Source organism: Oscillibacter sp. 1-3 (genome assembly GCF_000403435.2).
In the GTDB taxonomy this organism is placed as follows: Bacteria; Bacillota; Clostridia; order Oscillospirales; family Oscillospiraceae; genus Oscillibacter.
In genome coordinates this window covers 54162-68835 of record NZ_KE159713.1, presented here as the reverse complement: position 1 = coordinate 68835, position 14674 = coordinate 54162, and the positions used below count along the sequence as shown (strand labels likewise).

At 56.1% G+C, this 14674-nt stretch carries 11 protein-coding genes; 8 read left to right on the top strand and 3 right to left on the bottom strand.

The genetic code is table 11. The annotated features are described in order from the left end of the window. From C816_RS21235 to C816_RS21220, 4 genes are all read left to right on the top strand, one after another. A partial coding sequence (locus tag C816_RS21235; protein WP_016324471.1) for a DUF6908 domain-containing protein occupies nt 1–7353 on the top strand: 7353 nt, incomplete at its 5' end. Beyond that, a complete protein-coding gene (locus C816_RS21230) occupies nt 7350–7688 on the top strand; it encodes a MobC family plasmid mobilization relaxosome protein (protein ID WP_016324432.1) in 339 nt (112 codons plus the stop codon). The genes C816_RS21235 and C816_RS21230, both read left to right, overlap by 4 nt. Nucleotides 7689–7868: 180 nt before the next feature. Further along, nucleotides 7869–8204 (top strand): hypothetical protein, encoded by a 336-nt coding sequence (locus tag C816_RS21225; RefSeq protein ID WP_016324433.1) that lies wholly within the window; start codon nt 7869–7871, stop codon nt 8202–8204. 103 nt (nt 8205–8307) lie between these two features. Continuing rightward, on the top strand, nt 8308–9255 hold the full coding sequence (locus C816_RS21220) for a toprim domain-containing protein (protein WP_016324470.1): 948 nt from the start codon (nt 8308–8310) through the stop codon (nt 9253–9255). 1 nt (nt 9256) lies between these two features. On the opposite strand, the gene C816_RS21215 is transcribed toward C816_RS21220, so the two are convergent. Then, entirely contained in the window at nt 9257–9700 is a 444-nt protein-coding gene (locus tag C816_RS21215; RefSeq protein WP_242832307.1) for a helix-turn-helix domain-containing protein, read from the bottom strand. Between the two features lie 86 nt (nt 9701–9786). On the opposite strand from C816_RS21215, the gene C816_RS21210 reads away from it, so the two are divergent. Continuing rightward, on the top strand, nt 9787–11169 hold the full coding sequence (locus tag C816_RS21210; protein ID WP_016324469.1) for a relaxase/mobilization nuclease domain-containing protein: 1383 nt from the start codon (nt 9787–9789) through the stop codon (nt 11167–11169). 63 nt (nt 11170–11232) lie between these two features. Here the strand turns inward: C816_RS21210 and C816_RS21205 are convergent, their stop codons facing one another. Together C816_RS21205 and C816_RS21200 are read right to left on the bottom strand one after the other, a co-directional pair. Next, the gene (locus C816_RS21205) at nt 11233–11784 is read right to left on the bottom strand and encodes a hypothetical protein (RefSeq protein ID WP_016324468.1); all 552 of its coding nucleotides are present in this window, start codon (nt 11782–11784) and stop codon (nt 11233–11235) included. A gap of 79 nt (nt 11785–11863) precedes the next feature. Then, the gene (locus tag C816_RS21200; protein WP_016324437.1) at nt 11864–12169 is read right to left on the bottom strand and encodes a helix-turn-helix domain-containing protein; all 306 of its coding nucleotides are present in this window, start codon (nt 12167–12169) and stop codon (nt 11864–11866) included. Nucleotides 12170–12317: 148 nt separating this feature from the next. On the opposite strand from C816_RS21200, the gene C816_RS21195 reads away from it, so the two are divergent. The 3 genes from C816_RS21195 to C816_RS21185 all read left to right on the top strand — a co-directional run bounded on the left by C816_RS21195 (nt 12318) and on the right by C816_RS21185 (nt 14659). Beyond that, entirely contained in the window at nt 12318–12851 is a 534-nt protein-coding gene (locus tag C816_RS21195) for an SLOG family protein (RefSeq protein ID WP_016324467.1), read from the top strand. Next, the gene (locus C816_RS21190) at nt 12848–13501 is read left to right on the top strand and encodes a hypothetical protein (protein ID WP_016324466.1); all 654 of its coding nucleotides are present in this window, start codon (nt 12848–12850) and stop codon (nt 13499–13501) included. The genes C816_RS21195 and C816_RS21190 overlap by 4 nt, the downstream gene beginning before the upstream one ends. 300 nt (nt 13502–13801) lie before the next feature. Then, the gene (locus C816_RS21185; protein ID WP_016324464.1) at nt 13802–14659 is read left to right on the top strand and encodes a tyrosine-type recombinase/integrase; all 858 of its coding nucleotides are present in this window, start codon (nt 13802–13804) and stop codon (nt 14657–14659) included. Nucleotides 14660–14674: the final 15 nt, after the last annotated feature.

The window sequence follows — 14674 nt, the reverse complement described above, 5'->3', positions numbered from 1 at the left end:
GCGCAGTTTAACCATGAGAGCGGCGAAGTTACATTCAGCTTTTCGGCGGCTGACCGGGACGCGGTTGAAAATCTGATTGCAAGGCTGCGGGCGGAGCTGGAAAAGGCGGTGGCGGCAAGTTACGCCACTACCAAGCCCCAAAAGCCCGGACGGACCAAGGTGGAGCTGAATTACCGCAATTTTGTGAAGCTGTTCCCGGAAATCGCCAGCGGCGAATACCGCTATTTGAGCATGGAAGCGGGCGAAGCCATGATGCCCCTCCACCTGGAATGGATTGACACGGACGTGATCGCCGTCAGCCATACCTATACGCAGAATGGCGATCTCATGCGCGACCCGGAAATGACCTTCCGGGTGGACCGGGAGAAGGGAACCATGGAACCGCTGACCTTCCGGCAGGACGGCTCTATTCAGATTTATCAGGAGGTCTACCCGGAACCCGGTAAGTGGATTCCCAAGCTGCACCGGGATTTGAACACCTTTGCCCAACAATGGCTGAAGAATATCAGTGAGCAGGGCTACCACAAGCGGGAGGCCGTCATGGTCCGGGACGGCGAGGACGTGCGCCTGACCTTTGACCAGGACGGCAGGGCGGTGGAAAATGACAGTTTAGGCGATAATCCTACTGTCAGGCAGATATATGAGCATTACACGCCCATAGTCAAAAATATGGTTCTGGCGGATACGGCGTATCAAAACGCCTGCGCCAATTCCGACCAGGACCTTGCCCGTTTGGAGGGTAACGAGGCAATCAAGCGGGCGGTGCTGGCGATCAATGAGACACCGCTGTTGAAGCAGTATTATGATAATGCCGCTTTCCGTAACCGGCTCCATCAGGAGATTATCAGCGAAACCTATTCCACAATCTCCCAGTCCCAGCCGGAGCAGGCCGCAAAAGCACCCGTCTCTATGGATTCCCCGGAGCGGTTTGAAGTTGTCCAGTTGTGGGGGAACGGTCCTTTTGGTATTTATGACAATGCACTGGAACGCTTCTATGCGGAAGGAACCCAAACGCTCCAATTCGTAGAGCGGGGCAGCGCGGAGAATTATCTGGCGAATATCCACGGCGTCACCGGGCGGGCGGTTCCCCTGGAGACTTCCGCAGAGTGGGTGGTCACTCCGGTTACGCTCTATGAAACGGCATTGAAAATACTGGACCGGGCAATCGGGAACAGCAGCCTTTCCCAATATCTGCGGGACCGTGATCTGGATTACAATGAAGCGGCGGACACGCTGAATGCTGAAATGCCCGATCTCATGGAGGCGGCGAGGGCTTATCCCGACATTCTTGCCGCGTTCCATTCTCTCCCGATGTTCCGGGAGTGGCTGGTAGAGGACCTCATGGAGCGCCGTTATCAGGACGTGATTACGGACCCGCGCCTTGCGCCGGAACGGTATGCCGACAGCCCGGACGCACCGGATTGGGCGCGGGCTGTCCCCGCTGCGGACCGTTCGGAGCCGGAACAAGCGGAGGCCGGTGTAGAGATACCCCCCGCGCCGGAGACAGTGCCGGAACCAACCGGGGTAGGTGCGCCGGAGCAGCCGGAAACCCCTGCCGCTGTCCAGTCTGAACCCAATCTCACGCCCAATGTTGACGAATATCTGGACTTGAAGGCCCGATACCCGGACAAGCTCGTTGGCGTCCAAGTGGGGGACTATATGCTGTTCTACGGGAAGGACGCCGAAGCAGCGGCCCCCGCCATGGGGAAGGACCTGCTGACGCGGGATATTCCCGGCCTGGGCAGCACCTTTGTCACCGGAACCTCCCTGGGCTGGCAGTCCGCATTGACGGACCTGCTGGAACATGGTCATAGTGTGGTTCTGGCCCGGCCTGGCCCTGAACGCGGCCCGGACGCGCCCTATGAGATCATCAAGGAGCGGAGCGCGGCGGAGTTCATCCCCCTGGGCATGGAGCTGACCATGGACGGGCGGCGCATGAAGATCGACAGCGTGGACTTCCAGGCGGGGACCGTCAGCCTGCTGGACTTGGATATGAAGGGCTGGTTTCCTATTTTCCGCTCAGAGCCGATTCCCTTTGTGCGTGAATTTATAGAGGAAGCCCAGCGCAGTGAGGAATACACCATTGCGGAGGTGGCGGCACACCGTCAACGGCTGGAGGCTGCTGATGAAATCCCCGTGGGCATGGAGCTGACGGTGGACGGACAGCGTGTCAAAATCCACAGCATAGACGCGGAGCATGATGTTGTCCGCCTGAAAATTCTGGATACGGCCTATTCCTATCTCCAGCGGTCCATCCAAGCCGTGCGGGACCTTGTTGCCAAAGCACGCGCCGCCGTTTTGGGCGTGGATGATTCCGTACCTCCCCCGCCTCCCCCCGAACCGGAGCCGGAACAGGTGGAGATTGACGGTGGGCAGGTGGTTCCGCCCCCTCCGCCAGCTTCCCGCCAGCCGCGCCGGGAACGCCATAACTTCCAGATCACCGATGATAACCTGGGTGTTGGCGGCGAAAAAACGAAATATCAGTACAATGTGGCGGCTATCCGTACCTTGAAGCAGATCGAGGCGGAGAGCCGCCTTGCCACGCCGGAAGAACAGGAGATTCTCTCCCGCTATGTTGGCTGGGGCGGCATTGCCGGGGCGTTTGACCAGAATGACCCCAAGTGGGCGAAAGAATACGCCGAGCTGAAGGAACTGCTGACCCCGGAGGAATACAAATCCGCCTGTGCCACGGTCCTCAACGCCCACTATACCAGCCCCACGGTCATCAAGGCCATGTATCAGGCGGTGGAGAATATGAATTTCCAGCCGGGGACCGTGCTGGAACCGTCCATGGGCATCGGCAACTTTTTCGGCCTCCTGCCGGATTCTCTGGCGTCGGCGAAGCTGTACGGCGTAGAGCTGGACGATCTGACCGGGCGCATTGCCCGACAGCTTTATCAGAACGCCGATATTACCCTTGCCGGTTTTGAACAGACAGACCGGAAGGACTTCTATGATCTGGCGGTGGGCAACGTGCCTTTCGGCCAGTACCCCGTCAATGACCCCGCCTATAACAAGCTGGGCTTCAACATTCACAACTATTTCTTTGCCAAGGCGCTGGACCAGGTACGTCCGGGCGGCATCGTGGCCTTTGTCACCAGCCGCTACACCATGGACGCAAAGGATTCCACCGTGCGGAAGTATCTGGCGGAGCGGGCTGACCTGCTGGGCGCGATCCGTCTGCCCAACAACGCTTTCAAGGCCAACGCCGGGACCGAAGTGGTGTCCGATATTATTTTCCTGCAAAAGCGGGACCGCCCCGCCATTGAGCAGCCGGGATGGGTGCAGGTGGGTGAAAATGAAGATGGATTCAAGATCAACAGCTATTTTCTGGAACACCCGGATATGGTGCTGGGCACGGCCACCTCGGAGAATACGCAGTACGGCAGGCAGGATTACACCGTTGCGCCCATTGCCGGGGCGGACCTCTCCCGGCAGCTTGCCGGGGCCATTCAGAACCTTGCCCCGCCTGACCGGGAACTGCTGGAGATCGAGCCGGAGCAGGAGGACGGCAAAGAGGTTGAATCTATCCCTGCCGACCCTTCTGTACGCAATTTCAGCTACGCACTGTTCAATGGCAAGCTGTATTTCCGCGAAAATTCCCGCATGAAGTCCGTGGACTTGGGCAAGACCCCCACGGAACGGGCCATGGGCATGATCGCCATTCGGGACTGTGCCCGGAAGCTCATTGATTTGCAGTTGGAAAACGCCGGGGACGATGTAATCAAGGCGGAGCAGGCCAAGCTCAACCGCTTTTATGACGCTTTCACGAAAAAACACGGCCTGTTGAGCAGCCTGGGCAACAGGAGGGCCTTTGAACAGGATTCCTCCTACCCGCTTCTGTGTTCCCTGGAAGTGCTGGACGATGAAGGAAATTTGGAGCGCAAGGCGGATATGTTCACCAAGCGCACCATCCAGAACCGGCAGGCCGTCACCAGCGTGGACACGGCGGTGGAGGCCCTGGCGGTGTCCATTGGCGAGAAGGCCCGCGTGGACCTGGAGTATATGGCAGGTCTGATGGGTGGACCCGATAAGATTCCGCAGATCGTGGAGGATTTGAAGGGCATCATTTTCAAGGACCCCGACACCGGCCCCTTCGACTTGGCAGAGGGCGGCGAAAATTGGGCAAGGGGCTGGCAGACGGCGGATGAATACCTCTCCGGCAATGTCCGGGTGAAGCTGGCCCAGGCCCGCGCCGCCGCCGAACAGTATCCGGAGTTCGCCGTCAACGCGGAGAAGCTGGAACAGATACAACCCAAGGACCTGACCGCTTCGGAGATCAGTGTCCGGGTGGGCGCGTCCTGGGTTGCCCCGGAGTATTACCAACAGTTTATGTTTGAGCTGCTGCAAACGCCGGAGCGCCTGCGGGAGAAGAAAATCCGTCTTGATTACTCCGATACGTCCGGTGAATGGCGGGTGCAGGGTAAGAGCGAGGACAGCGCGGATAACGTCCGCGCATATACCACCTACGGCACCAAGCGCATCAACGCCTATGAAATCTTCGAGGCCGCGCTGAACCAGCGGGATGTGCGGATATTTGATAAAAAATGGGAGGACGGAAAGGAGGTCCGCGTCCTCAACGAGAAGCAGACCGCGATTGCCCAGCAGAAGCAGGAGGCAATCTGTGAAGCGTTTAAGGAGTGGATTTTCAAAGACCCGGAGCGCCGGGAGGCTCTGTGCAGGAAGTACAATTCCATATTCAACGCCATCCGGCCCCGCGAGTATGACGGTTCCCATATCCGCTTTGCGGGCATGAACCCGGAAATCTCCCTGCGGCCCCACCAGCAAAACGCCGTGGCCCATATCCTCTATGGCAAGAATACGCTGCTGGCTCACTGTGTCGGCGCGGGCAAGACTTTTGAAATGGTTGCCGCCGCTATGGAGAGCAAGCGCCTGGGCCTGTGCCAGAAATCCCTGTTCGTCGTCCCCAACCACCTGACGGAACAGTGGGGCGGCGATTTTTTACGTCTTTATCCAGGAGCGAAGGTTCTGGTAGCTACCAAGAAGGACTTTGAACCCGCCCGCCGCAAGAAGTTCTGCGCCCGTATAGCCACCGGAGACTATGACGCGGTTATCATCGGACACAGTCAGTTTGAAAAGATTCCCCTCTCCCCGGAACGGCAGAAGGCCGTGATTGAGGACCAGATTGACGAAATTGTTACTGCCATCCGTGAAGCAAAGGAGGAGGATGGAGACAACTTTACCGTCAAACAGATGGAGAAAACCAAGAAAAAATTGGAGGCCAAGCTGGAAAAGCTGGCGGCAAAAGAGAAAAAGGACAGCGTGGTCACGTTTGAGGAATTAGGCGTTGACCGGCTGTTTGTAGACGAGGCGCACAGCTTTAAGAACCTCTTTTTACACACAAAAATGAGCCGTGTGGCGGGCATCGCTCAGACGGACGCGCAGAAATCCAGCGATATGTACGGCAAATGCCGTTACATGGACGAGATCACCGGCGGGCGTGGTATTACTTTCGCCACGGGGACCCCGATCTCCAACAGTATGGTAGAGTTGTATACCATGATGCGCTACCTCCAATTTGACACGCTGGAACGGAACGGCCACCGTCACTTTGATTCCTGGGCGGCGGACTTTGGTGAGAAGGTGACGGCTATGGAGCTGAAACCGGAGGGAACCGGATTCCGGTCCAAGACCCGGTTCGCCAAATTCTACAATCTCCCGGAGCTTATCAGCATTTGGAAGGAGGCTGCTGATATTCAGACGGCGGATATGTTGAAACTGCCAACCCCGGAGGCTGTCCCCATCACTGTCACCACCGAACCCAGCAAGTTTCAGCAGGAGATGGTGGCGGAGCTGGCTGACCGGGCGGACGCTGTGCGTAACAGGCTGGTGGACCCGTCCGTGGACAATATGCTGCGGATCACGTCTGACGGGCGCAAGCTGGCTCTGGATCAGCGTTTACAGAACCCCCTCTTGCCGGATGACCCAGACAGCAAGGTCAACGCCTGCGTCAAGAATGTTCTCACCGAGTGGCGGAACAGCATGGACATTCGGGGGACCCAATTAGTGTTCTGCGACCTGTCCACGCCCAAGGGGGACGGCAAATTTAACGTCTATGACGATATAAAAGCGAAGCTGATCGCCCAGGGCATCCCCCAGGAGGAAATCGCCTTTATCCACGATGCCAACACCGAAGCGCAAAAGGCGGAGCTGTTCGCCAAGGTGCGCCGGGGGCAGGTGCGCGTCCTCATCGGCAGTACGCAGAAGATGGGCGCTGGCACTAACGTCCAGGACCGGATCGTGGCCTCCCATGACCTTGACTGCCCATGGCGTCCGGCTGATTTGGAGCAGCGGGCGGGCCGTTCTCTGCGCCAGGGCAACATGAATAAGACGGTTAAAATGTTCAAGTACGTTACCAAAGGAACCTTTGACGCATACAACTGGGGTCTGGTGGAAAGTAAGCAGAAATTTATCGGGCAGGTCATGACCGGGAAATCCCCTGCCCGGTCCATTGAGGACGTGGACGCTACCGCCCTCTCCTACGCCGAGGTCAAGGCCCTGGCTACCGGGGATGACCGTATCCGGGAGAAAATGGAGCTGGATGTGCAGGTGGCAAAGCTGAAAATGCTCAAAGCCAACCATACATCCCAGCAGTATGAAATGCAGGATAAGGCGCTGAAATATTATCCGAATAAAATTGCGGAGACAAAGCTGTTTATTGAGGCGCTGGGGAAAGATTTACCCATTGTGCAGGCCAATCCGGTCAAGGACGATGCGTTTACCATGACCGTCATGGGACAGACCTTCACGGAGCGGAAGGGCGCGGGCGAGGCCATTATCAAAGCGTGTATGCTCATGAGCGACCCGGAAAAGCCGCTGGATTTGGGCGAATACCGGGGCTTTCCTATGCAGCTTCATTGTGATGGGTCCAAGTTCAAAATCACCATGAAACAGAATTTGACTTATACTGCGGAGCTGGCCGATGACCCGGTGGGCAATGTCACCCGTATCAACAACGTCCTGGAAGGTATGGCCGAAAAAATCAAAGCGCATGAGGCCCGTCTGGTGACGTTGGAAAAGGAGCTGGCTAACGCCCAGGAGGAATCGGAGCGGCCCTTCCCCAAGGAGGATGAATTACAGCAGAAATCGGCTCGTCTGATCCAGCTTAACCGGGAATTGGAGAAAGCTGACCACAAGTCGGAGGAACAATCTCAGGACGGCGATGATGAACCGGATTTAGATGGTGACAGCGCCCCCGCGCCGGTGCCGCCTGCGCTTTCCGTTGTGGGCGGTGATAAACCGTCCATCCGGGCGGCGCTGCGCTCCTACGTTCCACCCGCGCCGGTGGCTGCTGGCGCGGAAAGAGATCAGCGAAGGGAGGCGGCACTGTGAGAAAGTATGAGGGCCGGACGGTGGGCCTTTACACAAAGGTGTCCCCGGAGGAAAAGGAGGTGATTGACCGGAAAATGGCCCTGCTGGGGACGATGAATCTGCGGGCGTACCTGCGGAAAATGGCGGTGGATGGATATGTGGTCCAGTTGGATATGTCCAGCGTGGTGGAGTTGGTGAAGCTCCTGCGCTCCATTTCCAGCAATGTGAACCAGATCGCCCGCCGCTGCAACAGCACCCGAAATCTCTACGCCCAGGACGTGGAAGATTTGCGTCAGGGCTATACGGAGGTCTGGCAGGGCATCAACGACCTGCTGAAGAAATTTGAATCGCTGTGACTGCGAGGGCGGCGGGAGCGTGTATTTTGCGCTCTCGCCGCCTATTTTTACTTGAAAGCCTATTTTCAAAATGCTTATCCTGTGTTATGATGAAAAAGTTATTTGGAATTGATGTTTTTGGGATATAATTTTCCTGATTAGATTCAGCGGAAAATATTACATCAAAAAGGAGCAGTTATCATGGATGAGCAAAACACGAAGCGTACCCGCCGCACCCCCCAGCAGATGGCCGAGGCCGTTGACAGCAAGATTGAAAAGCTGAATCAAGAGCTGGAATCTCTTGCCGCTAAAAGAGACGCCGCCAATGAGGACTTCGATAAGAAGGAGACGGCTGTTAAGGAGCGGATCGCGGCTTTAGAGCAGAAGAAAAAGGACATTCTCGCTCCTAAACCGCCGCGCAAGCCCCGTAAGACCAAAAAGCAGAAAATCCAGGATTTGATTAAGAGCGCCAGCAAAGCCGGATTAAAGCCGGAAGAAATCGCCCAGCGGCTTGGCCTGGACCAGCCGGAGGATTGAGTGTTCCGGTAATCGCCGGGTATGACAAAATTGAATACCAGCTTTTAATGTGAGGGACGACCCAAGTGTCGTCCCTCTATTTTTTGCAAGAAAGGGTGAATGAATGCCAGGAGTAACCAAAGAACAGATCGCAAAAGCAAAGGAATGGGATTTATTATCCTATTTGCAAACCTACGAACCCCATGAGCTGAAACGGTGCGGCCCTCATGAATACTGTACCCGGACCCATGACAGCTTGAAAATCTCCCATGGGAAATGGTGCTGGAACAGCCGGGGTATTGGGGGCCGGACGGCGCTGGACTATCTGATCAAGGTCCGGGGTATGGACTTTGTGGGGGCGGTGGAGGCTCTGTGCGGCTACCGCGCCCCGCCGCCCCAGGAACAGCCCAAGCCGAAACCTCCGAAGCCCTTTCAACTCCCGGAGGCCAGCCGGTTCCCTTCCGTGATGCTGTCCTATCTGCAAGGCCGGGGGATTCACCCGGAGCTGCTGCAAGCGTGTATGCAGGCCGGTACGCTTTATGAGAGCCGGAAGTATCAGAACTGCGTCTTTGTCGGCAGGGACCCTACGGGCCGCGCCCGGTTCGCCTGCCTGCGGGGAACGCGGGACAACTTTCGGATAGATGCGGAGGGCAGCGACAAGCGGTACAATTTCTCTCTGCTGGCCGCTGACCCGGAGTGTTCCCGGCTGGCTGTGGCGGAAAGCCCGATTGATGCCCTCTCCCTGGCTTCGCTGGTGAAGCTGTCCGGGGGTGAGTGGCGGGACAGCCATTACCTATCCTTGGGCGGGACCGCGCCTCGCGCCATGATTCAATTCCTCCACGATCATCCCCACGTTACCCAGGTCAGCCTATGCTTGGATAATGATAAGGCGGGGATTATGGGCATGGAGCGGCTGGAAAACGCCATCCAGGACAACCCGGAACTGTCCCAGCGGGTGAAGCTGATTTACCGCAATCCGCCACCTGCGGAACATGGGAAGGATTACAACGAATTTCTCTGCGCTCATACCAAAGCAGTGCGAGAACAGCGGCAGAGGGAGCCAGCCAGATAAATCACTTGCCCGATGAAGCAAACGCCTCAAACAATTTATTCATAATATCAACTGCAATTTCAAACTGTTCGGATGGAAGTTTACTCAGACGGTCAGAAATACCGTGAACATCATTTTCGATTTCTTCTCCAAAAAGAATAGAATCGCTGGAAATAGAGAGTGTTTGACAAATGCGTATTAATGACCCGATGGAAACCCCAACAACTCCCCGCTCTATATCTGAAACATTTTTTGTTGCAAGGGAAACCAATTCTGCGAACCTATCTTGCGTCAGGCCAGCCGCTTCTCTTGCAATACGGATTTGATTGCCGATTCTCACATTGATTTCTTTTTTCTCTCGCACATCAGCACCACCTTTCACCTTTAGTTTATGTAATGGTGGTGTTGACAACAACACGGTCTGTGCTTTATAATTTATGGTGTTTATAACACGATTCAAAAGCATGGCCACAACAGGGGCGGGAGATAGATTGCTGTACGCAGGAAGGAGGCCAAACCATAGCAATCTCCAACATACTCCCCCGGAAGATTATGCGGAACCGAACCCGGCAACAGTCTATGGCGGACCGGCACGACTATGACCAGAAAGCGGAGAAAACCCAGGACGGCGAGCTGGTGTCCTCGTTCATGTGTTCCCCGGAAACCGCCGCCGAAGAATTTGAACTTAGCAAGCGGCTTTACTTCCAGATCACCGGACGGAGCCAGCCCGTCCACCGGGACGTTATCATGTACCGGGTCATTCAATCCTTCAAGCCAGGAGAGGTCAGCCCGGAAGAAGCCAACCGGATCGGCTATGAGCTGGCGATGAAACTCACGGAGGGGAAACACCAGTTTGTTGTGTCCACCCATGTGGACAAGGCCCATATTCACACGCACATAGAATTTAACAGCACCAACCTCAACTGTGACGGAAAATTTGTAAACCCCAAGGATTCTTATCTGGTTCTCCGGCGGCTAAATGACGATTTGTGCAGGGCGCATGGCCTGTCCGTGATTGAGAACCCGAAGCCGAGTACAAAAGAGCGGAAGCAGAAGGAGATGGAGGCGGTCAGGCATGGGCGCAGTCACAAAGAGCGTCTGCGCCAGACTATTGACCGGGTACTCCCCGACTGCCGGGACTACGATGATTTTCTTGCGAGGATGCGGGCCGAGGGCTATGAGATCAAGGAGGGCAAAGCGCTGTCCTTCCGCGCCCCCGGCTGGGACCGTTTCACCCGCTCCAATAAGCTGGGGGCCGACTACACCAGGGAGGCCCTGCGGGAGCGCAGCGCCCACCGGGGCGGGCGGTCTGCGGCGGCGAAAAAGGCCGTTCCCCACGCTGGCCGGAAGGTCAATATGCTCATTGACATTCAAGCGAAGCTGGCGGCTGGCAAGGGTGCTGGTTATGAGCGTTGGGCGAAGATTTTTAATCTGAAGGAGGCGGCGAAAACCCTTAACTTTCTGGTTGAGAACGGTTTGACCGACTATGATGAATTGGCGGCGCGGGCGGAGCAGGCCGGTGATCGCTTTGACGAGGTTTCCCGCCGTATCAAGCAGTTGGAGGGCCGCATGGCCGAGGTTGCCCAGCTAAAGACCCATATCATCAATTACTCCAAGACGCGGGAGGTTTATGCTGCCTATAAGAAGTCCCGCCACAAGAAGGAATTTCTGGCGGAGCATGGGGATGAGATCGCCAGGCATGAGGCGGCGAAGAAAGCCTTTGACGCTTTGGGCGGTAAGCCCATTCCGAAGGTTGCCCAGCTTTCCCAGGAGTACACCGCTTTGCTGGCGGAGAAGCAGGAGCAGTACGCGGAATACAAGGCTCTGCGGCAGGATATGATCGCCTACCGGATGGCAAAGCAGAACGTGGACAAAATCCTCGGCATCATGCCGGAGGAACAGGAACAGAATAGAGATCAAAGGCCAGAGCGGTGACTATAAAAATCTCCCGTGCCGCTGGCACGGGAGATTTTTTATTAGCTGAAATCATGCTGGATTCTATTCACTCTCCCGGTAGCGGATCACCGGGCACTGTTTGACTTTCTTCCCGACCTTCCTGCGCTGCAAAGCAAATACCATATCCGGGGAGCGTTCAAAAAAGCCCTCTCCCTTTTTCCAGCTCATGCCGCACCTGCAATGCTGCAAGCCGATAAACTGCTGCTTCATTTTCCTGCCGCAGTTCGGACAAATCTTGTTGCTGCGGCCCTTCTTCCGGGGCGTGGCCGGAGTTTTCTTTTTGGGCGGCGGGTCCTCTGGAATCCCATGCTCCTGGATGCGGGTTTCATATCGGGGCAGTTTGGAGAGGAACTCCCGGTGTACCTCGTCATAGGGAACCCATATCGCAAGCGATTTTATCTTATCGTAGATTCTGGCGGTGATCTTTTCAGCAGCTTCATCCCCAGGCATTTCCCCGTGTTCCTGGTAATGCTCACAGACGGCCCGGAACATCCATTCTGAAATTTTCGCCTTTTGCTTCTGCCGCAAATCCTTATAGGTTTTGTTTGGCTTGGCCTGCATTTTGTAAGCAAGCGAGTGGTGGTTTCCCTTCATAAAATGTTTCATCCCTGCTGGTCAATATGCTGAGATTATATGCCGATAGCGGGGACCTGTCAATCGTCTGCTCATAAAATCAGAGCGGGTTAAGAAATTCTTTCTTCAAACGGTCAACCACGTCCAAAATGGTCTTTTGTTGGCTTTCGCTCAAATCGTCCAGATAAAGATAAGAGCGATTTTCCATCCCCAGCATATAGTCCAAGGACGTATTGTAAAGCACCGCCAGTTTGACAAGCTGCTCCACGCTGGGAGTGATGGTATTGCACTCATAGCCGCTGATTGTAGCCCGTGTCACTTCCAGCCGGTCCGCAACATCTGACTGTGAAAGCCTTTTGCCCTCTCGCAGTTCTTTCAGTCGTATTCCAAAATCATAAATAGCCATACCGTCACCCCCTGACTTTGCCTTTATTCTACAAGACGGATAGCAATTTTAACTTATCATTTTTATCTTAATTACGACATTTATAATTGACAGTCTGCCACAGGCAATATAGAATATTCGAGAAACCATCAAAGGGGGAGGTTTTTAGATGGTAGGTACAACCTGCGCCTTCACTGGCCACCGTCCGCATAAATTTCCCTGGAAGGACAATGAGGCGGACCCACGGTGCATAGCGTTGAAAGAAACCCTGGCGGGGCAGATCGCAACGCTGGCCGGGGCCGGGGTGACAGAGTATTTTACCGGAGGCGCGGACGGAACCGACTGCTGGGCGGCGGAGATCGTGCTTGACCTCCGTGAGAAAAATCCCGCGCTGAAACTCCGCTGTGTCCTGCCCTATGGAGGGCAGGCGGACAGGTGGAGTGATTCAGCGCGGGAGCGGTATCATTCTATTCTGAAACGGGCCGATTCGGTGGACTATGTGAGCCGCCAATATTATGACGGCTGTATGATCGACCGGAACCACCGGCTGGTGGAATCAGCTGGCTTGCTGCTGGCGGTTTTCAGCGGAGTGCGGCGCAGCGGCACCGGCGCAACGGTCAGCTATGCCCGGAAGTTGGGGCGGGAGATTATCGTGATTGACCCGCTTACCCGGTCTGTGACCCATGAGGGGGGCGGAGCATGAAACGGTTTCCTCTTTTGCTGCTGGTAATACTGCTGTTCATTCTGGCCGGGTGTGGAGCAGATCAACTCCCGGCCCCGGATGATGAAACCAGGTATTCCTCCAACACATCAGACGAGGACTGCTATCTGTGCGGGGGCGGCATCGAAAGCCTGGTTCCGTCATATTGGGGGCAGGACAATATTGCGCTCATCAGCTTAAATACCTTTGAGATCAAGCCGCTTGAAATCAACCGCTATGACAGACTGAACGGGCAGTTGATTGAAGAATATGCTGGCGTTGTGTCTTTCGGTGGCGGTGGCAGCACGGACGGCGGATTCTCTGCCAGTTTGATGTTAGATTATGACCGGGGATACGCTACTGGCTCTGTGGACTTTCTCGCCGACGAAACCCTGGACGTGGACAAGGCCGCTTCTTTCTTGTGTGCTGACTGCCTGAATGAGATTTTGCCGCAGAAGGTCAGCCAGTGTTTTGGTGTTGGCGCTATCAATCTTGCTACAAAGGAAATCCAGTTGTTTGAAGAAAACCTTGCCGGGTTTGGCCTGGAAGATTTTTATATCGACTGCAATCTGGCAGAACGCAAGAACGGCGATTCTCGCCAGATGGATATTTTAATTTTTTACTGCCCAATACGGTATGAGGAAACGCCCTGAAAGGGCGTTTCCCTTCCTGCGCGGATGTGCAGGAATGAGCGACCGAAGGGAGCGCAAAGCCACGCCGTCAGGCGTGTTCGACTGGACGCAGAGCGGCCAGTCCGGGGCTTGGGGGGACCCCAACGGGCGTATTGGAAAATCCGAAAAGGATATTCCAATACATTGCTCGCCCGTGTTATAGGAACTTTCCGGCTGCCTGCGTCTCCGTTCCCGCGTTCCAACGCAAAAGGACCATCTTTTTCGCAAGAAGCGCCTTCAATCCGGTACAATATGCGTATCGAAAACAAGGAGGACCTTCCCATGCGGAAACAGAACCATCCCACGCTCACCCCGGAATTGATACGGCGGTACATAGAACATCTGCGGGAACAGGAGCGAAGCCCCGCCACCCTGCAAAAGTATGCCCACGACCTCCACGCCCTGCGGGACTTCCTGGACGGCGGCGAGCTGACCAAGACGGCGCTGATCGGCTGGAAAGCCCAGCTCATTGAGGCCCACGCCCCGGCCACGGTCAACTCCATGCTGGCGGCGGTCAACGGCTTCCTGGCCTTTATGGGCTGGCGGGAGCTGTCCGTCCGGCTGCTGAAAATCCAAAAGGCCCTGTTCCGGGACGAGGGTCGGGAGTTATCCCGCGCCGAGTACGCCCGCCTCGTCCACGCGGCGGAACAGTCCGAGAATGAGCGGCTGGCCCTGATTCTGCAAACCATCTGCGCCACAGGTATCCGGGTATCCGAATTGAAATTCATCACCGCCGAGGCGGTCCGAACGGGCAGGGCGGAGATCGTCAACAAGGGCAAGCGCCGCGTCCTGTTCCTCCCGGACCAGCTGCGGCGGCTTTTGAAAAAATATCTCCAGAAACAGAAAATCACCGCCGGGCCGGTGTTTGTCACCCGGACGGGCAAGCCCGTGGACCGCTCCAACATCTGGCGGGATATGAAAGCCCTCTGCGAGCGCGCCGGGGTGGAGCCGGGGAAGGTGTTCCCCCACAACCTCCGCCACCTGTTCGCCCGGACTTACTATTCGCTGGAGAAAGACCTGTCCCGGCTGGCGGATATTTTGGGCCACTCCAGCGTCACCACCACCCGCATTTACACCGCCGAGAGCGGCCTTGTCCACGCCCGGCAGGTTGAGCGGCTGGGCCTGATCCTTACAACATAGTTTTCGTTCTGTTGT

Excerpts from the sequence above, each read along its gene's own strand:
- C816_RS21200 (WP_016324437.1), bottom strand. The coding sequence starts at position 12,169 with ATGGCTATTTATGATTTTGGAATACGACTGAAAGAACTGCGAGAGGGC.
- C816_RS21205 (WP_016324468.1), bottom strand. The coding sequence starts at position 11,784 with ATGAAGGGAAACCACCACTCGCTTGCTTACAAAATGCAGGCCAAGCCA.
- C816_RS21210 (WP_016324469.1), top strand. The coding sequence starts at position 9,787 with ATGCGGAACCGAACCCGGCAACAGTCTATGGCGGACCGGCACGACTAT.
- C816_RS21185 (WP_016324464.1), top strand. The coding sequence starts at position 13,802 with ATGCGGAAACAGAACCATCCCACGCTCACCCCGGAATTGATACGGCGG.
- C816_RS21225 (WP_016324433.1), top strand. The coding sequence starts at position 7,869 with ATGGATGAGCAAAACACGAAGCGTACCCGCCGCACCCCCCAGCAGATG.
- C816_RS21220 (WP_016324470.1), top strand. The coding sequence starts at position 8,308 with ATGCCAGGAGTAACCAAAGAACAGATCGCAAAAGCAAAGGAATGGGAT.
- C816_RS21195 (WP_016324467.1), top strand. The coding sequence starts at position 12,318 with ATGGTAGGTACAACCTGCGCCTTCACTGGCCACCGTCCGCATAAATTT.
- C816_RS21215 (WP_242832307.1), bottom strand. The coding sequence starts at position 9,700 with ATGCTTTTGAATCGTGTTATAAACACCATAAATTATAAAGCACAGACC.
- C816_RS21190 (WP_016324466.1), top strand. The coding sequence starts at position 12,848 with ATGAAACGGTTTCCTCTTTTGCTGCTGGTAATACTGCTGTTCATTCTG.